Genomic DNA, 24,941 nt, shown 5'->3' on the forward strand with positions numbered 1-24,941 from the left:
GATTTCAAAAATCTATATTGCATATTTTATCTGTAAATTATGTTTCATTTCGAAGTTTAAGTTGAATTTTTAATAATTCTTCACAGCATACTTTCTAATAAAACTAGGTTTTATGTTTGTTTTGCTTGTTCTATGTTAATGTTGTTCGTTTAGTTACAAAATGATATAAATTAATGCAGTTGATTATTTGGGGGTTGGAAAAATGCCGTTATACAGCTACAAGGTTAAAACTGAAGCAGGTAAATTGTATTCAGGTGAAACTAAAATTGATAGCGTAGAAGAGCTGAAAAGGCTTCTTGAGGATAAGGGTTATACTCCTATCGAGATAGTGGAGAAAAATGCTTTTACAGACATCAGCACTATTAGTTTGTTTAAGAAGAAGGTTACTACAAAAGATTTAGCTATATTTAACAGACAGTTTGCTATTGTGCTTCAGGCAGGTGTGCCAATTGCATCTTGTATGGATGTATTAAAGCAGCAGACCACAAACCAGACCTTGAGAGAGTGTCTCAATGATATTTATGAGAATATTCAAAAAGGTATTTCGTTATCAAATTCAATGAGAAAGCATGAAGATATATTTCCTGAAATTATGATATGCATGGTTGAAGCCGGTGAGGTTAGTGGTCAGCTTGATATAGTGTTTGAAAGGCTTGCCAAGCAGTTCGAAAATCAAAATGCTATCAATGCCAAGATAAGGAGCGCTCTTACATACCCGATTATAGTTGGAGTTATAGCAGTTGCGGTAATAGTTGTATTAATGATTTTTGTTGTACCGTCTTTTGTTGGAATACTTAAAGATTTTAATACACCATTGCCAATATACACCAAGATACTTATTGCGGTAAGCAACTTTTTTGTGAATTTTTGGTGGGCGATTTTAATTGGAGCTATTGGTTTTGGAGCAGGTTTGAAAGCTTTTAAAAAATCAGAAACAGGTAAAATGTTCTTTGGAAATTTGGCAATTACGCTACCTATTGTGAAGGGTGTTACAAAAAATATTACAACATCTAGACTTGCAAGGACTCTTGGAACTCTTATGTCAAGTGGTGTATTACTGATTCAGTCTATGGAAGTTGTTCAGAAAATAATTGGTAACGCAGTTATCATTAAAAAATTTGATACTGTAATAGATGAAATAAAAAAAGGTAAAGGACTTACTCAGCCATTACTTAATGTAAAATATTTTCCACCTCTTCTTATGTCAATGATAAGGATTGGTGAAGAATCAGGAAGCCTGGATTTTACGCTTGAAAAAGCTGCTGATTTTTATGATACTGAGGTTGAGACTTCCATTCAGCAGTTGATGGCTTTGATAGAACCGCTTATAACAATCGTTTTAGCCTTTGTTGTTGCCTTTGTTGTACTTGCTGTACTTGTTCCTATGTTGAGTATTTACCAGAATGCTGATTTCTAGTGAATTTTGCTTACGATAGTGTCTTATTCCAAAAAAGGTTTGGGGGGGGGATTTCAAATTGTAGCTTTTATGGAATAGGATATGGTGAGTAAGCAGTATAATAAAAAAAGACAAATTATAGGAGGGTTAAGTATGAAAAAAATGTTAAGAAACAAAAAAGGTTTTTCACTTATCGAGCTTTTGATAGTTATAGCTATTATGGGTGTCTTGGCTGTAATCGCATTCAGCATGTTCTCAGGTGTTGTTGCTAACAGCAGAAAGAAAGCAGACATTGCTCAGGCTGGTAATATCCAGAAAGCACTTGTTGCTTACATAGTTGATACTGGCGATGCTAATTTAACGTACCTTAAAGATGGATCAACTGGAATCACTTCTGGTTCTACTAGTTGGGCAACTGTTGTAAGAGCACTTCAACAAGACCAGACAGTTGCTACTGAAACATATAAGGCTTATTTGAATGCTAAGAATGGATCAGCACCATCTTCAGTAGATTTTAAGACTCAATGGAATGAAAATAACGGATACCATATAGAAGTATATCCATCTAAAATGAATGCTACAGTTGTGCCTGCACCAAAAACTGGTGGTGATCCAACAATAAAAATTAACTAATTTAAGTACTTATAATTCTGGCCGGTCAAAAGCCGGCCAGAGAAAGTTTATGGTGATTGACAATGCTAATAAAAAATAAAAAGGGATTTTCATTAATTGAATTATTGATTTCATTAGCAATTGTAGGGTTGGTTTCACCGCTTATTTTTGTTATATTTGTTTCGGGGATAGAGGATTACTCTACAACTACAAAATATATGAATCAACAGTATTCAGTTATGGAAGTGACAAGTCTTATAAGGAAAGATATTGAAGAGGCAAAAACTATTACTTTGAAAATGAATAGTGTTTCAACTAAAAAAATAGACGAAATTACGTTTGAGTTTCGTGATCCGACTACGAATCCGGCAAGGAAATGGTCGTTTGGCACTTTTACTGATCCTGTTAGCGGTGTAAGCTATGATGGGTTGAAGCTAAGTGTTGGTGGTGGTAGTTATGAAGGTGTAGTAGGTAAATTGGATTTGACCAAATGTTCCTTTGCTGTTGATACGATTCCAGGACCAACAAAAATAATACTTACTATTAAACCGGAAAATTTAAATAAAACGAAATATAAAGGTAGAAATGTGAATGAGAATATTATCACAGAGTTTTCTGTTAGATATAAAGAAATAAAATAGAGTATCCATAATAAATAGTTTCAAGGGGGATTAGTATGAAGGATATAAATTTACTGCCGGAAGATATTAAATCAACTACATCTTACGCACCTAGTAAACCTGCGTCGTCAGGTATTTCAGCGAAGGTAATAATAATTCTGATTTTAATTTTGGCATTTGTAGGGGCTACGTTGGTAGCACCCAAGTTATATATAAAGTCATTAGAAGTTAGTCTTAGTAACGTACAAAAAGCAATAGAAGATCCAAAATATGATGTAGTTAAGAAGGTTAATTCAGATATAACTAAAGTAAGTGGTGTTCTTAAAACTAAAAGCGATATAATGGATACTATTGATAAGAAAGTATACTCTATAAATGAAATTCTTACTACAGTTAATAGTGTAGTACCTAAAGGTTGTAAAATTAATAGAATTGAATATGAGGGCACTACGTTAAACATTTCTGGAAACTCAGATGATAGTTTAGCTATAGCAGAGCTTGTGTCAAAAGTTCAGAGATTGGATTTTGTTAAGATAGCAGAGGATATTACTGTAGACCAAACTAATACATTTACCTTGAAATTGGTTGTTGGCAACGTAGGTGTAGATGGAAAGGAAGGTAAATAAGTATGTCTAAAAAAATTAGAGATATTCTTATTCTAACACTTATTGGCTTAATTTTATATGGATTAGTGTACTATAATTTTGTATTGGTTGATGCTATGGCACAAGTTAAAGATGTTAATGCGAAAATTGAGACTGCTGAAAAGGAAAGACAGGCTTTAGAAGATGACCTTAAAAATCTTCCAAATCTCCAGAGAAATTTGGAAATGAAAAATGTACAGAATAAAAGGCTTGAAGAGTATTTGATGAGTGAGGCTAATTTAGCTGATAATATTGAGTATATTGATAAATTGGCAAAACTTTTTAAGAGTAACTTTAGCAAAATAAACATTGGCAAGCCGATTGAAAATTCATCTGATGCTACCAAAAGTAAGTATTATGAATTTGCCATTGAAACTGATACAATTATGAATTACACTGATGCCATGAATCTAATTAATTATATTGAGGGCGGTTCTAGAAAGGTAAAATTAACTGTTTTTAAATTGACACCTAATACTCCTTCTAATGTTGCTGGTAATGTTGCTCCTCCACAGAATACACAGACTGTTCCAAATCAACAAAGTAAAGAACTTACATACACAATAAATATGAAAATCAATATGTATTCTCTCAATTTGAGTAATTTAGATAAGGTTTATGAGTATAGTCGTAAGAGGTTTGATAGATTCGACTATGGTGATGGTGTGATTTTTGTTCCAACAACTGGAGGAACTTCTACCGCAGCTGGTTCAAGTACAGTTAGTGCAAATACAGTTGGTACAAATAATGTTACTACAAACACAAGTTCTGCATCAGGAAGCACAATACAGCAGAATGTTGCAAAACGTAGTGATATTGAAATAAAACTTATCAGTTTCCTTTATGCAGGACAGAATTTTACTGTTAGGGGTAATGGAGCTCGAGCACCAATAATGATAAGAAGTAATGAGAGGCCAAGTGTTAAGATAACTTTTAGTGGTAATGCTTATGATGTTTCTGTTGTAGATAGTATTGGTAAGACATATAGTATTAATGGAAAAACAGAAAATGAAAGAATCAGTATGTATGTTAGTGCTTATTTTCCTTTAGAAATTAAAGAAAATCAGAAGCTTGGAGCTGATATTCAGATTATTAATAATTCAAGTAAGAACATTGACCTTAATTTTGAGGATAAGGTCAGCCGTTTAAAAATTACTGATAGAAATGGTAATACAATTTCGAATCAAAGCGAATCTGAAAAAGTATATATCATATAGGTGATTTTATGAAAAGACTAATTAGAAATAGAAAAGGTATGTCATTAGTTGAGGTTATGATTGCCCTTGCCATTTTAGGGCTTTTGTCTGTGCCTATTATGATGGCGTTTATGAACACTCAAATATATGCCAGAAAAATAGATAAGCAGAATGAAATAAATTCAATAACCAGAACTGTTACCCAAATTGTAAGTGATGGATTTAAAAATGATGCTGTGATAACAGATATTGGTGGCTTAAATATTGAGCTAGATGGGGATCCACTTACTTTAACTGATACTTTTACAGATATTATTCGTAAAGCTAAAAATGATGCTACAAAAAAAGATACAGTTTCTGATTTACCGATAATGGAAAATGGAGTTAAAAGTTTGAAATACAAGTACAGTATCACTTTTGATTATAATAATTTTCGTAATCCGTTATATGAGGGAGTATACAATTTCCTAATTATAATTAATGAATATGATAGTGGGAACGTTGTAAATAAACTAAAGATTGCTGTCGACATAGGTAAGGTTATTTGATATAGTAAACCTTTTATCTATACTGATTTTTGGGGGGCGTATTTGTGAATAGGGTACTGAAAAATAAAAAAGGCATTACGCTAGTTACAGTAGTAATTATTGTAACTGTACTGGTTATATTATGTACATTGCTTATGGAGACTGTTGTGCATAGTATTGCCTTAACAAAACGTCATAAAAATGTAGACTTTGCATATTATGCAGGTGAATCCGCTATAGAAAATTGGTTTTCTGTTATAGAAAAAGAAATATGTAATAAGCCTAAAATTGGATGGAGTTATCCTGGTACTCTTAATGTTAATGATGATGCTAGCAAGGCGGATTATTCAGATTTTATTATTAAAATAGTAAAAAATTCAGGTAAATTGGTACCACAGCTTATAGATATTGCAGGAGTTACTGCCTCAGTAAGTGGTTTGCCTGCAAGCACTTCAGCAAAGGTGTCATTGGTAGGTGACCCTGAATATATAAGGTCAGAATGGAATACAAGCACAAAAATGCTGGATATATATATAGGTATAAAGGCCAATTCTACTTTTTCTACGCCTAATACGTCTTACAATGCTGGTAATAAAGAGGTATATGCTCGTAAAGCTTTTAGCGTTGCTGGTCCGTTCAGGCCTCAATTAGAATCTGCTATATGGGCAATTGGTGACGTTTTTATAGATGGTAACGATTTAAATAAAACTACTGTAGTTAAGGGTGATGTTTTTAATTTTGGTTCTTACCCTAAAAAAGTAGGAATTCCAAATCAGGAATATTTTGGTGGAATTTATGCAATAGATAATGGTAAACTGAATATTTACGGCAATGCTTATAGCAGAAGCTTTATAAGGACAGGTCCATATTTTTCTACTGATGCTGACAATAGTGAAATACGAATATATAAAGATGCTATCGCTGAATGTTTACAGGATTTCGGAAATAATGACAAGATTATCGCATTAAGGAATGCATATACTTTTGATGATGTGGAAATTAACGGAGATGATTCTGTTATAGCAATAAATGGTAGTTTGTTCGGATTGTCAACTGGCGGTAGTACCTCATATCATGATAATTCAAGTGCAATAGTAAACAGTGCAATAGTTCACAGTCTTGCGAGAAATTTGTCATATACTCAAGGATCCTTCAGATCAAGGGTAACAATAAATGGTGATGTAATTTTGGGTGGATCGACTTTTAAAACTAATGATGACGGTACAGTTGCAGGATTAATAGAGGATGCTTCTATTGCATTTGACACTAGTCCTCAAAATGAATTGCCATACTATAGAGTTTATTCTGATGGTTGGACTGATGCTACGAAATATCATATGAGTTTAAGGAATGCATTTAATTCACCAGGAAGTACCCTAATTGGTTATTTGAATCAGTTTCAGGTTTGGGATATGGTTAGTCCATACGACCCTGCAAAGATTAACGATTGGATTGGCTATATAGATACCGAAAGAAATACTACTGTAGGAACTTACAACCTTACTCCCCCTAGTAAGATAAGAGGGTGGTCAAGATATGAAACCGTTGCTAATAATAAAATATATATGTGTCCATTAGGATCAGGATTTACTCCATATGAAGATGAAAGTACTAGTACATATAGAAACGATTTCTATGTACTTAAAGGTACGTTGGCTTTAGGTTCATACAAATTGGATAATATTTTTGATGCAACTAATAAATTACAGTATGGAGGAAAATATTGGGACGGTGATGTTCTGGATGGTAAATTTGATGCTACAGATACGATGCTTGGTGTGAGAGATGAACTATTTGGAGATGGTGACCCGACTCATGGAATAGGTTTGTGTGGTAATATTCATAATGATTTGCTTGACAAGGTTAATAGGTACACATCTAGAAAATATCCAGTTAGTGGTGATGTTTGGGCTACAGCTGAGAATACAGAGTTTAATGACACTCTCAAAGCTATTGAGACGAAGTATGGTGAAGTTACAGGAGTAGCTAAGGATCATATGTTATATATTTCTAATTCTAGTGCAGTAACTGGTGATCACGATATTGATGAGTTATTCCATGATCAAAAAGCGATAATTGATCCTACTAGTGATATTAGAATTTATGCAAAAAGTGCAGCTAGAGTAACAAATGGAGGCTCCGACTACTATATAATTGCAAATGAAAAGCCAGATGTTAATTTGGTAATTAATAATACTTTTAATGGGATTATTGTTACTGCTGGAAAGGTAATTTTAAAGGAAGGCGCTAGTGTATACGGATCAATAATTGCAGCTGGTGACGGGTATTATTCGACAGGAGGTACTTTTTACCCTAAAGCGAAAGAAATTAATAATGATATTGAAAGAGCTAACTTAGATAAGGGGGATTATGCTGCTGTTAAAGTAATCGCTGATCCTGCTGCAACTGGTGATGCGCCTTATGTTGACTTTTTCCTTGGCTTTTCTGGAGGTAGAACTGATTATAGTGAAAGTGGGTTAATGAATGTTATAACAACTGCTACTAGTTCACCTGCAGGGAGTTTCTTAATACCGACGGGGGTATCAACCACTGAAGATAAGTTAAATTACTTAAATAAAGCAGCGAGGATAAACCTTTTAAATAAGTTTCTAGGCTTGGGAATTAATTTATATGACATATTCTAATTATGGGGTGGATCTAATGAATAAAAAACTAAAGTTATTTGCAATCATTACAATGCTTACAGTGACAGTTTCAAGTACAGGATGTTCAATGTTGTTTAAGAAGGATGAAAAGCCTCCGGAACAGCCAAAGAAGGTGGAGACTCCGGATACAAGTGTTGAAGAGGATAAGAAGGTACTTGAAATTTTGAATAAGTATTACGAGTCTGTATATAGTGTGCCTTTTGATAGTTATGCGCAAAATGTTGTCACGGGTAATATTCCAGAAACTTTGAAACCGTTTATTGCGAAGAGAACTATCGATGAAGGTAATGGAAATCCTGAAATTGGTATACATTTACCAAGAGTCGTTGAAATTAATGGCTTGTCTATTGTCGGGTATGAAATTTTGAAGGACAAAGACAATAAGGCTGTTATTAATTCTGGTTTTATTGGTAAGACTGGTGAAAACTTTTTGTACTTTGTTCAGTTGGGGTTAAAGGCAAAAGCTTTGGAAAATAGTTTATTTGATCAGTATTATGTACAAAATCCAGTTACTAGGTTATATGATAAGATAGCAGGTAAAGCTGCTACTGGCGATTTATTCGAAAATATAAAAATTGAAGTCAAGTATGATGTTGAAGTTGCGCAAGAAAATGGTCAATATAAAATAGTTACAGCTAAAGAAGCTAATTACAAGCCAGGACTCAAAAACAGGCTGTTTAAGATGAATAATGAATTTATGACAAGGAAAGCATATCTTGATCTTAATATTGAAGCTGATAAAAAGGTTTTTGATAGTGAAAAAGCAGTGATTGAAGGTTTCTTTAATAATTTGACAAAGCTTGATAAAGAAAGAATGATATTGTTAAAATCAAAATGGGAAGCAGGAAATACACAATTTACTGATTTTCTTAATACAATAGGTGCTATGAAGGTTAATGAAAAGGATGCTTTGCTTTTAAATCCACAGGATTATAAAGTCAAGATTAATTACAGTGCTTTTCCTTTGCAGGTTAACATGGAGAAGATAAATAAGCTTAACAATATAAAAGTACAAGAACATCCGGGATACTCTTCAAAGAACAAAAGATACTTTGTTTCATTTGATGCTTCTTTGTTAAAGTCAAATGGAATGGTTGGAGCGGAAGAAGTTTATTATTATGATTATTTTGTTACGTTAAAAAATGTTAACGACAACCTCTATATAGATAGCATCAAAATTAACGAGTTCTATAAGAAATAATCTAAAAAACAACTAATAAAAACCCTGCAAATCAGCGGGGTTTTTTATTTTTATTACCCAATAACTATCAGTCTTATTTGTAGCTCTAGCGTTGAGGTGCATTTCAAAGTGGCTGATAGTATTTTTTTATTCATCAAAACATCTTTTTTTCTTTAATGTAATAATTTTATTTTTACAATGAATACTAATAGAGAGACTTTCAATAAGGGATGTGATGTTTTGAACGGAGATAACAAGGTAACATTCGACAAGGCTTCAATTATCGAAGAGCACATAGAGGAAAAGGAAAAGAAAGAAGAAATACAAGAGATAAAAGAACTGGGAAAGACTTCGGTTTCAAATGAGAAGGGGAATATACATTGTTTGACTGTTATAGGGCAGATTGAAGGGCATATTGTACTTCCACCACAGAATAAGACAACTAAATACGAGCACGTAATACCTCAATTGGTTGCTATTGAAGAGAGTAAGGAGATAGACGGACTTCTGCTTATTTTGAATACTGTTGGAGGTGATGTTGAAGCCGGGCTTGCAATAGCGGAAATGATAGCAAGTATGTCAAAACCCACAGTATCACTTGTTTTAGGAGGCGGACATAGTATTGGAGTTCCGATGGCAGTATCGACTAAATACTCCTTTATTGCACCATCTGCTACAATGACAATTCATCCTATAAGGTTAAACGGAATGGTAATTGGTGTGCCTCAGACCTTCGAGTACTTTGATAAGATGCAGGAAAGAGTTGTACAATTTGTGGCAAAGAATAGCAATATATCAAAGGAAACTTTCAGAAGTCTTATGTTGAAAACAGGAGAGTTGGCAAATGATGTGGGAACAATTTTATTTGGTGAAGAAGCGGTAACTCAGGGGCTTATAGATGGTACTGGAGGTTTATATGAAGCGTTAAAAAAGCTATATGAACTGATAGAACTAAAAAAGAAGGAAAATCCCAATTCCTACATAGACAGTAAGGAGGGGTTACAGTGATTTTATATTCAATTATGCCTTTAGAGGTTGTTTTTGGCAATACGGATAGTAGTGATAATAATTTTTTAGAGATTGAATATGAAGGGGAAAAAGTAGTTGTATCCCAATTATCTAATAATTCTTATAGAGTGAACAGGGTTATAAGCACATCTCCTAAAGCATACTTGAATCCTAAATTGATGCCGGGAGAAATAATTGAAGGTCTTATAAAATGAGAGGTAACATAGACGAAATTTTTGATTTATAGTACTTACCATTTGCCTTGTGGGTGCTGTTGCGACATGAAATGGATGTAGATAAAACCTCAAAAATGTGTTATGCTAAGTTGTGTATGATTCTTTCACACATTTATCTGGGGGTGTCAAGGTGAAAATAAAGAAAATACAAAAGAAGAAATATAAGAAAAAACAAAATGCAATATTAAAATATAATCATGAAATTATAGGTATTTTAATGCTTGCGTTTGGCATTCTTATTTTATTAGGCATTTATTTTAATGGTTCAATAGGTATTTTTGGTAATATGGTTAAAAGTTTTGTTTTAGGTTTTACAGGACCAGTTGGACTAATTATACCACCTATTTTAATCGTGTATGGAGTATTGGTAATTTTTAAGAAAAACGACGAATTTATAAATTCCAAGTTAATGTACCTTTCTGTGCTGTTGCTTTTAATAGCAGCGTTGATACAGACAGGGTGCTATAAAGAACTCGATTATATAAATATGAGTACGATGAATTATTTGGTAAAGTTTTATAGTGATGGGACTGTTTTAAAAGGTGGAGGTATTCTTGGTGGGATAGTAAGTATTCCATTTCTGTTGCTTTTTAAGAATTTGGGTACAATTATAATAATCAGTACCATAGCAGTTATAGATATAATATTATTGACAAATATATCAGTTGCCAGTTTGGCAATCAGACTAAAGAATACGTTATTTGGAGCTTTTAGCAGAGTGAAGGAAAGTATAAAGTTGCCTGAATCAGATAAACGCCAGGATGAAGATGGTGTTGAATTTGAACCAGACATCGTAATGAATGGCAAAAAGCTTGAAAAAAGTAAGGTGCTTGACTTTAAATCCAAAAAAAGCGCTAGTGAAATAAAAGAACAAAAATGTGAAGATCACAATTTGGAAATTAATGATTTCAAGCACGAAGATGAGAATGTGGACTTTATAGTAAAGGATCTTAAGAAAAAGGGAAACCATGTTGCAGAGATGGAAAAAATTAAAGATTCTGTAGATAAGGAAATTGCTCATAAGCCTAAAACCAACATAAACTATAAATATCCTGCGGCCTCTCTTCTGGAAGATAATAAAGGAAATATTGGCAATTCCACAGACTTTAGGAATGCTGCGCTAAAAGGTGCAAAAAAGCTTGAGGAGACATTAAATAGCTTTGGTGTCGAGGCGAAGGTAATTAATGTAAGCAGAGGACCAGCAGTTACGCGATATGAACTTCAACCAAGTCCAGGTGTGAAGGTTAGTAAAATTGTTAACTTGTCTGATGACATCTCTTTGAATCTGGCGGCATCAGGGGTTAGGATTGAGGCGCCTATTCCAGGTAAGGCTGCAATTGGAATTGAAGTGCCAAACAAGGAAGTTGAAGCGGTTTTCTTAAAAGAAGTAATTGAGTCAAAAGAGTTTGCGGAAAACTCATCCAGATTGACTTTTGCTCTTGGTAAGGATATATCGGGACAAAATATGGTGGCTGATATTGGTAAGATGCCTCATTTATTGGTTGCCGGAGCTACAGGATCAGGAAAAAGTGTATGTATAAACAGTATAATCGTAAGCCTTTTATATAAGGCCTCTCCAAGTGAAGTAAAGCTCCTTATGGTAGACCCTAAGGTTGTAGAACTTGGAATATATAATGGAATACCGCACCTTTTAATACCTGTAGTGACAGATCCAAAGAAAGCAGCAGGAGCTTTGAATTGGGCAGTTCAGGAGATGGTGAACAGGTACAAGCTTTTTGCTGAAAAAGGCGTCAGGGACATTAAAGGTTACAATGCAATTGTGAAGCCAGATGCCGGTGAAGAGCCGTTGCCTCAGATAGTGATTATAATTGATGAGCTTGCTGACTTAATGATGGTTGCTCCAAATGATGTAGAAGACGCCATATGCAGGCTTGCACAGATGGCAAGGGCAGCAGGTATGCACCTTGTAATAGCAACTCAAAGGCCTTCAGTAGATGTTATAACAGGTGTAATTAAGGCAAATATTCCTTCTAGAATAGCGTTTGCAGTATCTTCTCAGATAGATTCGAGGACTATTCTTGATATGGCAGGAGCAGAAAAGTTGCTAGGTAAAGGTGATATGCTGTTCTATCCTGTTGGAGAGCCCAAACCAATAAGGGTTAAAGGTACGTTTGTATCCGACAAGGAAGTTGAAAGTGTTGTGGAATATATCAAAGCGCAAGGTGCGGCTGAGTATAATGAAAATATAATTGAAGAAATAAACAGTGAAAAGGAAATACAGGAAGAAGATCCAGGTGATAATGATGAGTTGCTTCCACAGGCTGTGGAATTGGTTGTTGAGGCAGGGCAGGCTTCAGTATCACTGATACAAAGAAAGTTTAAAGTCGGTTATGCAAGGGCTGCAAGAATTGTAGATCAGATGGAGGCAAGAGGTATTGTTGGCGGATTTGAAGGTAGCAAGCCAAGACAGGTTTTGATTTCAAAGCAGCAGTGGCATGAGTTAAATATGAGAAGTGATGCTGGCTCATAATGAATTTTATGGAAATCGACTTATATAGATTTGGGCTATGACGGAAAAAATTTTAATGCTTATTTTAAATTGAATGGACCTTGGAAACTCAATAATAAATGAGTTTTCCAAGGTCTGTTTAACTTATGTCTTATAATCATAATATAATAGTTATTTACACACATAGATATAATAATATAAGTTTACTTTATTTTTTCTTAAGGCTAGTAATTCTTTCTTGAATATCTTGATAGTAATTGAAGTAATTATGGGGTTAAAGATAATGATATGGTCAATTGTGTTATAGCTTGATTATAATTTTATTTTCTGCATATATAATTCCAAGAAAACAATATGGGTATGCTGAGTGCAGATAAGCTTTAATTATTTTTTTTAAATTGAAATAGCTTCAGTATCTTGTTATTAAAAAAGTGCTGTAGCTAAACATATAAAGCTTTGCTTTAATAATGTAACAAGCTATATTATAATATACAAGTACATACATTTCAAATTATTTATTATTGGAATATCTGTGTATAATATATAGTATTAAATATACTTAGAGAAATTGGGTGCGAATTAATGAGTTTTTTACCGATAACAAAGCAGGATATGAAGGATAGAGGCTGGGATGAGTTGGACTTTTTGTATATAAGCGGAGATGCTTATGTAGATCATCCAAGTTTTGGACATGCAATTATAACCAGGATTTTGGAAAGTGAAGGGTATAAAGTTGGGATTGTTGCCCAGCCTGATTGGAAAAAAAGTAATGACTTTATGACGTTAGGACGTCCTAAACTAGGGGTGCTTATATCGTCAGGGGTAATAGATTCCATGGTAAATCACTATACAGCAAGCAAGAAAACCAGAAGCGATGACCTGTACTCACCTGGAGGTAAAGGGCATAAAAGACCGGATAGGGCTGTTATTGTCTATACAAATAAAGTAAGGGAGCTTTTTAAGGATATTCCAATTATAATTGGAGGAATTGAAGCTAGCTTAAGGCGATTTGCGCATTATGATTATTGGGATGATAAAGTAAGACGGTCAATATTGGTAGATTCAAAGGCTGATCTTTTAATCTACGGTATGGGGGAAAAGCCTATACTGGAAATTGCAAAAAGGCTTAAAGAAGGTGTACCTGTAAGTGAAATTAAGGATGTAAGGGGCACTGCATATCTTGCGGGATTGGACAACCTTCCTGAGAATATAAAGGATTTTGTGGACGGTGCTTCCAAGGCCAGTGAAAACGGTTTGGCTATTCTTCCATCTTTTGAAGAGGTAGTGGATAATAAAAAGAAATATGCTGAAGCATTTATTATCCAATATAATGAGCAGGACCCATATACAGGGCACACTATGATTCAGAAACATGGTGACAGGTATCTTGTGCAAAACCCTCCAATTATGCCTATGGATGAAAAGGAAATGGACAGAGTGTATTCACTGCCTTATGAGAGAACTTACCATCCAATATATGAAAGTGAGGGGGGCGTTCCTGCAATAAGTGAAGTTGAATTCAGCATAACCAGTCATAGAGGATGTTATGGAGGTTGCTCTTTTTGTGCTCTCAATTTCCATCAGGGAAGAATTATTCAAAAAAGAAGCCAAAGTTCAATTATAAATGAGGCAAAAAAGATCATCTGGCAACCAGGATTTAAAGGATATATACACGATGTCGGAGGACCTACTGCAAACTTCAGGAATAAAGCTTGTAAAAAGCAGAGTACAAAAGGAGTATGCAAAGAAAGGCAGTGCCTTTATCCAGAACCATGCAAGAACCTCATTGTGGACCATAGCGAGTACCTGGCACTATTAAGAAAACTCAGGGAGATTCCGGAAGTTAAGAAAGTATTTATTCGTTCAGGGATAAGATACGACTATCTTATGCTGGATAAAAATGACGATTTCTTCATTGAACTATGTAAGCATCATGTAAGTGGACAACTGAAAGTTGCACCTGAGCACGTAGTTGACAGGGTTTTAGAAAAGATGGGTAAGCCGCAAAGAAAGGTATATGACAGGTTTGTAAAGAAATTCTATGATATAAACAAAAAGATAAATAAGGAGCAATATCTTGTCCCATATCTTATATCAAGCCATCCGGGAAGTGACCTTAATGCAGCAATTGAGCTTGCACTGTATCTGAAGGAAATGAATTATACACCGCAGCAGGTTCAGGATTTTTATCCTACACCGGGTACTTTGTCAACATGTATGTTTTATACGGAAATTGATCCAAGAACGATGAAAAAGGTATATGTACCCAAGTCACCAAAGGAAAAGGCCATGCAGAGGGCTCTATTACAATATAGGAAAAAAGAGAATTATAACCTTGTATATGAGGCGCTTACAACAGCAAACAGAGAGGATCTTATTGGCTTTGGAAGTAAGTATCTTATAATGCCTAAGAGAAAAGATAAATATGGATTTTCAAAGGAAACGGAAATTAAGCACAGAGGTGATAATGAAAGGGAGAAAGGAAAGAAAGCTACTCCTAAAAAGAAAGATGCTGCAAATAACAGGATGGACAAGAAGAGGATAAATTCAAATAAAATAGATAGATATGAAGGAGAAGGCAGGAGAGTAGAAAAAAATAATTGGAAAGAAAGTAATAATGAAAAAGGCAGGGGAAAAGCAAATAAAACTGAAACAAATAAAGTTAATGCCGGTGCATTTGATAGGAAGAATAAAATTGCAAACAAGGGTATAGATAAGAAATCAAACACAAGTATGAATAAAAATGCAAATAGAAAAATTGAAAGTTCAAAGAAAAGCATAGAAAGTTCAAAGAAAAGTGTAGAAAGTAAAAATGACAATAGAAATGCAAATATCAAAAACACTGCAAATAAAAAGGATAAAAGAAGTGGAAACAAAAAAGGTAATGGCAAAAAAACAAATAAAATTGACAAGAAAAGTATAATAAAATAAAATGTTAATCGTTGAAAAAACGATAGAAAGGTAGATATAAAATGAGTGCTAGAGTATTAAATGGAAAAGAATTGGCAACAAAGATAAAAGGGGAGTTAAAGCAGACTGTTGATGATATTAAAAAGCAGAATATACATCCAGGACTGGCAGTTGTAATTGTTGGTAATGACCCGGCTTCAAGGGTGTATGTGAATTCAAAGAAAAAAGCATGTGAAGAGATAGGAATAGAATCCTTTGAATATGCTCTGGATGAAAATGTTAAGGAAGCGGAGTTGTTAGACCTTATACAAAAATTGAATAATGACGATAAGGTAAACGGAATACTTGTTCAGCTCCCTTTGCCAAAGCATATAAATGAAGAGAAGATTATTCTTGCTATTAGCAGTTCAAAGGATGTTGATGCGTTTCATCCTGAGAATGTAGGTAGGCTTATGACTGGTAACCCTCAGTTTCTTCCGTGTACTCCTGCAGGTGTAATGGAGCTTATAAAGGAATCCGGTATAGAAATTGCAGGAAAGGAATGTGTTATAGTCGGAAGAAGCAATATCGTAGGAAAGCCTCAGTCTATGCTATTGCTCGCTGAGCATGGTACAGTGACTATTTGCCATTCAAAAACAAAAAACATTGAGGAAGTAATTAAGAGAGCCGATATACTTGTAGCAGCTGTCGGAAGGCCTGAGATGATTAAGGGAAACAGTATCAAGCCAGGCGCCGTTGTTATTGATGTCGGAATAAACCGCCTTGAAAACAAAAAACTCGTCGGAGATGTTGAGTACGAGTCTGCAAGTCAGGTTGCATCAGCAATAACTCCTGTTCCGGGCGGTGTAGGTCCTATGACAATTGCAATGCTTATGAAGAACACTGTTAGAGCGGCTATTGCTCAAGCTGAGAGAAAGGGATAATTTGTGGAAGAAAACAGTATTCAGACATATCATGAAAAGCTTCGCAAAATAAAAAGCAAACATGAAGAGGCAAGAATACATTTTTACAACCAAAAAGGCAAGAAAGAGCAGCTTGTAGAACAGAAATCAAGTTTGGAGAAATTGCTTCAAAAGGCGGTTGACAACATTGATATTCTTGAAAAGGTAAAGGTGCTGCTCCAAAAGGTATCAGAATTTGCCAGAGAACAGTCAAGAGCACATATAGAAGCATTGGTTACAAATTGCCTCCAGTACATATTTGATTCCAGCCTTGAGTTCAGGATTGAGATCAGTGAAGTGAGAGGAAGACCTGAAGCTGAGTTCTATGTTTTAAGCAAATACGGTGATATGGAAATAAAAACAAAGCCGCAGGATGCAAGGGGTGGAGGAGTAATTGATATAATATCTCTTGCAATTAGAATTGCGATGTTAGAGTGTAGTAATCTTGACAACAAAGGGCCTATTATCTTGGACGAGCCTGCAAAGCATGTAAGCGACGATTATATAAACCAGGTTGCAGAATTCTTAAAGCAGGTGACTCATATGTTTAACAGGCAGGTAATAATGGTAACTCATAACAGGCATTTGAGTGAAATGGCAGATAAGTGGTACAGAATTGAGATGCATGATGGTGTTAGTATTGTCAGTCAGTCGGGTATTAATTAGATTAATGAAATATTCTTAAGTAGTTAATTAGTGATGTGTTAAGATTCAATCTTGACATAAAAATTAAAAAAGATTAAAATTATAAAGTACTAAAGTGCCTACAATTTATGTTTTTTGCAATTTGACCATTGAAAACTGAATACGAGGAGGTGTGTGCCATTAAATTTGGAATAGGTCTGGTAATTGGGTTAGCAATTGCAGTAATTAGTACAATTACTGCTTATGTAATAAGTTCCCGAAAGGGTTTCCAAAAAGGATTTGAAGAAAGAAAAAGGAAAGCTGAAGCTGAAATTGGCAGTGCAGAGCAGGAAGCGAAGAAGATTGTTAGTGAGGCACAGAAGAACGCTGAGGGCAAAAAAAGAGAAGTGCTGCTAGAGGCAAAAGAGGAAATCCACAAAAGTAGGGTAGAGCTTGATAGGGAAATTAAAGACAGAAGAAATGAGATTCAAAGACAGGAAAGAAGATTGGTACAGAAGGAAGAAACTCTGGACAAGAAGGTTGAAACACTAGAACAGAAAGAAGAAGTATTGAACAAGAAGACCAAAGAAATCCAAGAGCTACAGGACAAGACTATTGAACTTCAAAGGCAGCAAACTGAGGAACTGGAAAGAATTTCTGGATTATCAGTTGATGACGCGAAGGAAGTCCTCTTAAAGAATGTAGAGAATGAAGTAAAACATGAAATGGCAATGCTCATTAAGGAAATTGAGCAGAAGGCGAAGGAAGAAGCTGATACTAAGGCAAAGAATATTGTTGCACTTGCAATACAAAAGTGTGCAGCTGACCATGTATCAGAAGTAACAGTTTCGGTAGTTCCACTTCCTAATGATGAAATGAAGGGTAGAATTATCGGACGTGAAGGAAGAAATATCAGAACTCTTGAGACGTTGACAGGAATTGACTTAATTATCGATGATACACCAGAAGCCGTTATATTGTCAGGCTTCGATCCGATAAGAAGAGAAGTTGCCAGAATAACCCTTGAGAAACTGATACTTGACGGAAGAATCCATCCGGCAAGGATTGAGGAAATGGTGGAGAAAGCTAAGAAAGAAGTTGAAAACACCATTCGTCAGGAAGGCGATAACGCCACATTTGAAACAGGAGTGCATGGATTGCATCCTGAAATTGTAAGATTGCTGGGTAAATTAAGGTATAGAACCAGCTATGGACAAAACGTCCTCAATCACTCCATTGAAGTTGCTCACTTAGCAGGAATGATGGCAGCAGAACTGGGAGTTGATGTTACTCTGGCAAAGAGAGCAGGCTTGTTACATGATATAGGTAAGGCTGTGGACCATGAAGTTGAAGGTTCACATGTAACAATTGGAGCTGATCTTGCTAAGAAGTACAAGGAAAGTAATGAAGTTATTAGTGCAATAGCTTCACATCACGGTGATATAGAAGCTACAAGTATAGTAGCAGTATTGATCCAGGCAGCGGATTCAATATCAGCTGCAAGACCGGGAGCAAGAAGAGAATCTTTGGAATCTTATATTAAGAGGTTGGAGAAGTTGGAAGAGATTGCGAATTCGTTCTCGGGAGTTGAAAAGTGCTTTGCAATTCAAGCAGGTAGGGAAGTACGTATTATGGTTAAAGCTGATGAAGTACCAGATGCGGAAATTGCTTTAGTTGCAAGGGATATAGTTAAGAAGATTGAAAATGAACTGGATTATCCAGGGCAGATTAAAGTAAATGTAATTCGTGAAACAAGATTTATTGAGTATGCAAAATAATTATATTTTGATATAATTGGTATAAAAAGCGTGAATACACGCTTTTTATGCTTATATGGGGTTTTTTATTCTTACTAAAAAACTTCATTAAGTTTTTTAATAGAAATGGAGGATATACTGTTTTGAACATATTGTTTATTGGTGATATTGTAGGAAACCCAGGAAGAAAAGCAGCAAAAGAGATGATACAAAGATTAAAAAGGGAAAGGCAGATTGATTTTTGTATCGTAAATGGAGAAAATGCAGCTGGTGGAAGCGGTATTACATATGTGGTAGCGCAAGAACTCTATAAATCCGGGGTTGATGCAATTACACTGGGAAACCATACGTGGTCTAAAAGGGAAATAACCAATTTCATTGATTCTGATAAATGTATTGTAAGGCCTGCAAACTACCCTGAAGAGCTTCCAGGAAAAGGCTCAGCCGTTATTTCAAATGACAAGGGTAAAATCGGTGTTTTAAACCTCATGGGGCGTGTCTATATGGACAGTATAGATTGCCCGTTTAAAGCTGCAGAAAGAGAAATCGTAGAACTGAAAGCGCAGGTCAAAGTTATTGTTGTGGATATACACGCAGAGGCAACAAGCGAGAAGTGTGCATTAGCATGGCATATTGATGGAAGGGTAAGCTGTGTTTTGGGTACTCATACTCATGTGCAGACAGCGGATGAAAGGATTTTACCTTGTGGCACTGCATTTATTTCAGATGTAGGAATGACCGGACCTTCAGAAGGTATTATCGGAGTGAACAGGGATATAGTAATAAACAAGTTTTTAACCCACATGCCGAATAAGTTTGAAATTGCACAAGGTCCTGTACAATTTAATGCTGTATATCTAGAAATAGATGAAAAGACAGGTAGGACGACTAAGATTGAAAGAATAAATACAGCAGTGGATTAGCAGTATGATGATTAAATGCTATGCTAAGCTAAAAAAGAGGATTTCTATACCCACATGTAGAATATACTAATAAATGCAAAAATTCGAAGCAATATTTCAGCTATTCCTTAGTATTAGGAAAAAGAGGGGGAAGAAGATCTATGGACATTTTAAAAGTTTCAGCAAAATCAAGTCCAAACTCTATTGCAGGAGCATTAGCAAGCTTTATCAAGGAAAAAGGTGCGGTTGAGATTCAGGCAATTGGTGCTGGAGCATTAAACCAAGCGGTAAAAGCGGTAGCTATTGCAAGAGGTTTTGTTGCCCCGTCAGGTATTGAATTGATTTGTATTCCAGCTTTCACCGAGGTCGTGATTGACGGAGAGGAAAAGACAGCTATAAAGCTGATTGTTGAACCGAGAAGAACATAAATTTTTGAGGACCTTACTTTAGAGTAAGGTCCTTATTGTATTATATAGGGGAAATTATGTATATAAAAATCAAATTTGTACAAGCTCATTTATTGCATAATATTTGCCAATATGATAGAATTTAAGTATAAAAGGGGGAGTAGTATGAAGAGAAAAATTACTATTTTAATGGTATTGGTACTAGGTTTGTTATGTACCGGTTTTTTGCCTTCCAATTTGCAGACAGATTTAGCTGCACAACAGAGCACTAATCAAATCACTGTACTACTAAACGGAGAAAAACTTTCATTTGACGTCAATCCATACATAAAGGGTGGAAGGACACTGGTGCCATTCAGAGGAATTCTTGAAGCATTGGGAGCTGAGGTAATCTGGAATCCGGATGAAAGATCTGTAACTGCGAAAAACAAAAGTACAGAAGTTTATTTAAAAATCGGCTCGACAGATACTTTAGTAAATGGCAGTAAGGTAGTCATCGATGTTCCAGCTGAGATTACGGGCAGCAGGACTTTTGTTCCACTAAGGTTTGTTTCCGAAAATCTTGGAGCTACTGTTGCTTGGGACGGCACAACAAGGACTGTAACAATTAATTACAAGGAGACAGTTGAGGAAGATCCAGTAGATGTCGGCGGAAGTGATGGTAAATCAGATTGCGGTATTGGTGACGTAATTACTTATAAGGACAGCAAAATAGTTATAACAAAGGTAGAACTGGACTCAACAAACAAAGAGTTTGTAGTTTATGGTAAGGTTGCTTACAATGGAAGACGCTTAACAATAGATGTAACAAATACAGATGGAAATACATATCCTGCTCCAATAAAAATTGTTGGAACAGAAACTGATGGATTTAAAAGCTTTGAGGCACGGTCAAAAGCAGATTCGCAATACTATACAGCATATTATTTAGATATAAATGCAATTACTGATGAAAGAGAAAAAATAAAAATTGGCAAAATTGATTTGTTAAACTAAATAGGGAGGGGAATATAATGAAAAAAGGAGTGTCTGTAGTATTATCATTAGTGTTACTAGTAAGTGCAGTTGGTACATCAGTGTCAGCATCGACAGATGTAGGACAAATAGCTACCCGTTCTTTTGGAGGTGCTACTACGTCTACGGAGGGCAAATTGCAGGTTGGCTATCATAAGGAAAGTGACATCAAGTATGTGCAAAATAAAAGTGTTGAGTTTGAACGTCCAGTGAAAAGCAAAGAAATAGTTGTACTTGTAGATTCATCATCTGAAGTGTCAAGTAAAATAAAGAAAAAAACATCTTTTGATTATGCTTTGTTTTCTGGTGACCCGGATAAGAATATGGATTTGCAAGGTGGTGGTTTGACTATTAATGGAGATATTCACTCTGAAAGTGGAATAAAAGTAGGTGCTACTGATTTTACCATGAATGGTTCATGCGAAGCTGTAAAGAATGTTGTGATTGAATCCGGTTCGGCTAAAATAGACAAGAATAAAATCGACGAGGGTGTAGATTCTGTTAATATGGAGGATTATAGTATATTTTTTGATGAAAAATCAAAGGATACTGGAACATGTTTTTCTTTTGAAGTAGATGATGTTACTGGTAACCCGTATTGTGAAGTACCTTTAGTTGATCCTATGGGAACAAAAGCAGGTTATAAAAATTGGAACATTAAGATTAGTAGCATCAGACAGTCCTATTTCATCTGGCAGTTCTTATACTGGACTTAGTTGCCAATATGAAGCATCGGAAGATATGTGGACTCTTTCTGGTGGTGCTAAGTTAAAGCTTAGTAAAGATATTCCTCTTTTCTTCGATGGCAATGTAAGAATAAATTGTGGTTCTGGTGTTGTTGGAGAGGGTTTTATTGTTGCTACAGGTAACATTATATTTAATACAGGTGAGGTTACGGCTACAGCTGGGGATGATGGTGGACTAGTAGATAAGGAGAAGAAAACGATTGCTGGAGTAGGTCTTTATTCTGTAGGTGGAAACGTAGAGTTTGCTGTTGGTGGTTCAGAGTTTTCGGGGCTTATATATGCACCAAAAGGAACTGTTAATCTACAAACAAAAGATATGACGATAAATGGTAGTGTTGTTGGAAAAGAAGTTATTACTAAAACAAATGGAATTAATATTACCTATAAAGATACAAGTGCACATGAGACCATAACTGAAACAGAAACTGAAAATTCTCACCTTATAACTGCAAAGGACGTTATTGGTAAGTTTGTTAATTCTTTTGACTCGAAAGATGCTAAAATAGGAATACTTACTTATCAAAATGATGCAAACACAAATACATTTGATTTGTTAGATGTAGACGGTGCTAAAGGCCTTATTGGTGGAATAACAGCAAGTAAAGAAGATTCCAATAATTTGGGTGATGGACTACGAAGGGCATATTATTTATTAAAAGATAAGGGTAGCAAGTCTTCTGATAAATATATTGTAGTATTATCATGTGCTGATCCTAACAAATGTACGTTATCCGGACTAGGAGAGACTGGAGAATATAAGACTGTCGCTGGTAATGCCGTAAATATTCTTCCTGCTTTAAATGTAACAAAGGGTACTGAATATGCTAAAGAAATTTTGGGAAAAATAAATGAGGACACTGAAGCTAATATTAAAACTCATTTTGTTGATTTTAGATTTGGAGAGGATTTGGCAAAGATTAAGGAGATAGCAGAATCTGGGACTAATTATTACAACCCGACAACGGATAATGAGTTAGAATTTCCAGGTAAGCTTGAAGCGACTATGAATAGTATTAGTACAGAGATTTTGGGTGAAAAAAATTATATAGATGCAAGTGATGTAATTGTTACAGCAGAATTTGAAGATTATTTCCCAACAAGTGTAAATTATGTTGCGCCAACTTCTACTCCAGTATTTGGTGTTGAGGTAGATAATGCAGGTACTGTAGATGATACTTCTGACGATAGGTATAAAATTAAAAAGTCTTATAGTAGTGGTACTATTGATGTGCAGCCATATGGTGATAAGTTTAGAGTAAAAATAAAAGATGAGGAATTTAAGCCATCTCGAGTTAGGTTTATGAGTTTGGGAGATAAATTGTTCAATGGAGGAAGTATTAAATTTAAAATCAAGAATGCAGATGGAACGGAAATAACTAAAATATTAGAAACTGAGAAATCTGGAAGTATTGAAAACGTAGTAATTGAAGTACTATCGTCTATAGATATTCGTTAAAGTTTAATGATTTTTTTAAAAAGGCTGCGTATGCAGCCTTTTTATTGTGCAATGCAAAAGATTAAATCCAATATATAGCAAGTTGATGCTTGGGATGGAGCAATATCAACACTGAATGGGAGTTCTACAGTGCTTCTATGGAAACAAGGGGATTATTTTTATGTTCCAGATAATGAAGTGAACATTTTTGGATGGAAGAGACAGCCATATGGACCTGTAAAATATATACTAGAGAAGGTGTTTACGATTACGAGGTTTATGACTATTATTGACCTAACTACGCATTCCGAAAAATAGCAGAAGAATAGCGTTATGAAGCCTAATGAAAAACAGGGAAATTATAGTTACAACATTTTGCATAATATTATTGAATAAAGGAGCAGTGATAATATGAAAGTCAACTTATTAAAAAATAAAAAAATTATCACAGTTGCTGTTTTGGGAATAATTGGTTTAGTGTTTTTCTTAATTAATTGTCACAGTATTGATCCAGATTATATTGCGTATGATCGTGATAGTGCAGAAGATATTAGAAAATGTGTATCCGCTTATATTTTTGATAGTAAGGATTATGAATTAAAATTTGGTGGAACCAAATCTATATTGGATGTAAATGAGCTTTTATTTAAACTAACATTAGAAATAAATATTGAAGGAAAAAGATGTGGACCTTACCTACTTGGAATTGATAATCATATTAAAAGTCCACCAAGTAATGTACTGAAAAATGGTTATAAGGGATGGAAAGTAGTGATTAATAAAAGTAAAGATCCTTTAGAGGCTGTAAGTGTGGAACATTACAAATATAACTTAATAGAAATTGTCGAAAGTTGATAATTGTATAACGTAAGTAAGTGTCAAATTTAACACACATGTAAATGCTTCAAAAGATGACGTCTAGATATGTTACAATCATTGTGATAAGCTAATGATGTCATTTTTTGAAGCACTTTTTATGTTTTTGATGTAAGCGATAAGCGACTTAATACTTATTGCACAACTAATAAGTTTCAGGAGTTTTCGCAAAATAGGAGGGATAAAATGTGTAGAATTGCTTCGGTATCTTTGTTTTTGGCATATATATTTTTACTAAAATTTATTTCCATTTCTCAAGTGGGAACGGATTGGGAAGTTCCATATGCAATTATAAAAAAAAGTAAAATGATGCTGGTTATTGGAGCTTTATTTATCATAATAAGTTGTATTTTGGCATTAATGTCACATAAAAGCTTAAAAAAGTATCGAAGGATTACAAAAGTGATTTATATTTACATGCTACTTATAGCAGTAGGTATCATAGGCCTAGGTTTTAGTGGAATATTCTACCGATTACCTGTTGGTTTTCCTTTGCTATCTGAAATAATGAAGTACATATTTTGGCCAGGATTAGCTATTTTACTATTCTTTATGATATTACTATTTGTAGCTAACTAATCAACAACTGGTAATTGAAAATTAAGTACTTGTGTAATTTTACCTTATTTAATATAATTTTAAATTATACTGTTGAAATAAAAAGGAGTATATAAATCAATAACAAGCATATTATTGTTGATTTACACTGAAAGTACTACCCTTTATACAAAAGATGGTATAACTTTTGGGTATAAAACTTATGATTCAAGAGTT

At 34.7% G+C, this 24,941-nt stretch carries 23 protein-coding genes; all 23 read left to right on the forward strand.

Translation table 11 applies throughout. The annotated features are described in order from the left end of the window. Window positions 1–202 precede the first annotated feature (202 nt). The gene (locus ACECE_RS0217700; RefSeq protein ID WP_010249674.1) at window positions 203–1,417 is read left to right on the forward strand and encodes a type II secretion system F family protein; all 1,215 of its coding nucleotides are present in this window, start codon (window positions 203–205) and stop codon (window positions 1,415–1,417) included. Between the two features lie 132 nt (window positions 1,418–1,549). Further along, window positions 1,550–2,029, forward strand: a complete 480-nt coding sequence (locus tag ACECE_RS0217705; RefSeq protein ID WP_010249675.1) for a type II secretion system protein — start codon at window positions 1,550–1,552, stop codon at window positions 2,027–2,029. Between the two features lie 62 nt (window positions 2,030–2,091). After that, window positions 2,092–2,649 carry a PilW family protein gene (locus tag ACECE_RS0217710; RefSeq protein WP_010249676.1) on the forward strand — a complete coding sequence of 186 codons (558 nt, stop codon included), beginning with the start codon at window positions 2,092–2,094 and terminating at the stop codon, window positions 2,647–2,649. Between the two features lie 35 nt (window positions 2,650–2,684). Further along, window positions 2,685–3,254 (forward strand): PilN domain-containing protein, encoded by a 570-nt coding sequence (locus ACECE_RS0217715; protein ID WP_010249678.1) that lies wholly within the window; start codon window positions 2,685–2,687, stop codon window positions 3,252–3,254. 2 nt (window positions 3,255–3,256) lie between these two features. After that, on the forward strand, window positions 3,257–4,489 hold the full coding sequence (locus tag ACECE_RS0217720; RefSeq protein ID WP_010249680.1) for a hypothetical protein: 1,233 nt from the start codon (window positions 3,257–3,259) through the stop codon (window positions 4,487–4,489). 8 nt (window positions 4,490–4,497) lie between these two features. Next, window positions 4,498–5,016 (forward strand): type II secretion system protein, encoded by a 519-nt coding sequence (locus ACECE_RS0217725; RefSeq protein ID WP_010249682.1) that lies wholly within the window; start codon window positions 4,498–4,500, stop codon window positions 5,014–5,016. A gap of 44 nt (window positions 5,017–5,060) precedes the next feature. Beyond that, window positions 5,061–7,640, forward strand: coding sequence for a hypothetical protein (locus ACECE_RS0217730; RefSeq protein WP_010249684.1), 2,580 nt, complete (start codon window positions 5,061–5,063; stop codon window positions 7,638–7,640). A 16-nt stretch (window positions 7,641–7,656) separates the two neighbouring features. After that, entirely contained in the window at window positions 7,657–8,862 is a 1,206-nt protein-coding gene (locus ACECE_RS28000; protein ID WP_040428683.1) for a hypothetical protein, read from the forward strand. Window positions 8,863–9,081: 219 nt separating this feature from the next. Further along, complete coding sequence (locus ACECE_RS0217740; RefSeq protein WP_010249688.1) at window positions 9,082–9,849, forward strand: ClpP family protease; 768 nt, start codon at window positions 9,082–9,084, stop codon at window positions 9,847–9,849. Beyond that, window positions 9,846–10,064: a YlzJ-like family protein gene (locus ACECE_RS0217745; RefSeq protein ID WP_010249690.1), complete on the forward strand. Its 219-nt coding sequence runs from the start codon at window positions 9,846–9,848 to the stop codon at window positions 10,062–10,064. Before ACECE_RS0217740 ends, ACECE_RS0217745 begins: the two co-directional genes overlap by 4 nt. Before the next feature lie 151 nt (window positions 10,065–10,215). After that, entirely contained in the window at window positions 10,216–12,576 is a 2,361-nt protein-coding gene (locus tag ACECE_RS0217750; protein ID WP_010249692.1) for a DNA translocase FtsK, read from the forward strand. 561 nt (window positions 12,577–13,137) lie between these two features. Further along, window positions 13,138–15,486 (forward strand): YgiQ family radical SAM protein, encoded by a 2,349-nt coding sequence (locus ACECE_RS28005; RefSeq protein WP_010249694.1) that lies wholly within the window; start codon window positions 13,138–13,140, stop codon window positions 15,484–15,486. Window positions 15,487–15,527: 41 nt separating this feature from the next. Next, on the forward strand, window positions 15,528–16,388 hold the full coding sequence (folD, locus tag ACECE_RS0217760) for a bifunctional methylenetetrahydrofolate dehydrogenase/methenyltetrahydrofolate cyclohydrolase FolD (RefSeq protein ID WP_010249696.1): 861 nt from the start codon (window positions 15,528–15,530) through the stop codon (window positions 16,386–16,388). Between the two features lie 3 nt (window positions 16,389–16,391). Further along, entirely contained in the window at window positions 16,392–17,072 is a 681-nt protein-coding gene (locus tag ACECE_RS0217765) for an ATPase (RefSeq protein WP_010249698.1), read from the forward strand. A gap of 149 nt (window positions 17,073–17,221) precedes the next feature. Next, window positions 17,222–18,808 (forward strand): ribonuclease Y, encoded by a 1,587-nt coding sequence (gene rny / locus ACECE_RS0217770; RefSeq protein WP_010249700.1) that lies wholly within the window; start codon window positions 17,222–17,224, stop codon window positions 18,806–18,808. Window positions 18,809–18,930: 122 nt separating this feature from the next. Then, window positions 18,931–19,710, forward strand: a complete 780-nt coding sequence (locus tag ACECE_RS0217775) for a TIGR00282 family metallophosphoesterase (protein ID WP_010249701.1) — start codon at window positions 18,931–18,933, stop codon at window positions 19,708–19,710. A gap of 140 nt (window positions 19,711–19,850) precedes the next feature. Beyond that, window positions 19,851–20,117 carry a stage V sporulation protein S gene (locus ACECE_RS0217780; protein ID WP_010249703.1) on the forward strand — a complete coding sequence of 89 codons (267 nt, stop codon included), beginning with the start codon at window positions 19,851–19,853 and terminating at the stop codon, window positions 20,115–20,117. 144 nt (window positions 20,118–20,261) lie between these two features. Continuing rightward, on the forward strand, window positions 20,262–21,092 hold the full coding sequence (locus tag ACECE_RS29570; protein WP_010249710.1) for a copper amine oxidase N-terminal domain-containing protein: 831 nt from the start codon (window positions 20,262–20,264) through the stop codon (window positions 21,090–21,092). Between the two features lie 17 nt (window positions 21,093–21,109). Next, the gene (locus ACECE_RS0217790; protein WP_010249712.1) at window positions 21,110–21,826 is read left to right on the forward strand and encodes a hypothetical protein; all 717 of its coding nucleotides are present in this window, start codon (window positions 21,110–21,112) and stop codon (window positions 21,824–21,826) included. After that, on the forward strand, window positions 21,726–23,312 hold the full coding sequence (locus tag ACECE_RS0217795) for a DUF7305 domain-containing protein (protein WP_162862573.1): 1,587 nt from the start codon (window positions 21,726–21,728) through the stop codon (window positions 23,310–23,312). Before ACECE_RS0217790 ends, ACECE_RS0217795 begins: the two co-directional genes overlap by 101 nt. A gap of 129 nt (window positions 23,313–23,441) precedes the next feature. Beyond that, the gene (locus ACECE_RS31235; RefSeq protein WP_162862574.1) at window positions 23,442–23,609 is read left to right on the forward strand and encodes a hypothetical protein; all 168 of its coding nucleotides are present in this window, start codon (window positions 23,442–23,444) and stop codon (window positions 23,607–23,609) included. A 93-nt stretch (window positions 23,610–23,702) separates the two neighbouring features. Beyond that, window positions 23,703–24,146, forward strand: a complete 444-nt coding sequence (locus tag ACECE_RS0217805) for a hypothetical protein (RefSeq protein ID WP_010249716.1) — start codon at window positions 23,703–23,705, stop codon at window positions 24,144–24,146. 207 nt (window positions 24,147–24,353) lie between these two features. Then, complete coding sequence (locus ACECE_RS0217810; protein WP_010249717.1) at window positions 24,354–24,746, forward strand: hypothetical protein; 393 nt, start codon at window positions 24,354–24,356, stop codon at window positions 24,744–24,746. The last annotated feature ends 195 nt before the right edge of the window (window positions 24,747–24,941 follow it).

Origin of the sequence: Acetivibrio cellulolyticus CD2 (assembly GCF_000179595.2) — a bacterium.
GTDB lineage: Bacteria > Bacillota > Clostridia > Acetivibrionales > Acetivibrionaceae > Acetivibrio > Acetivibrio cellulolyticus.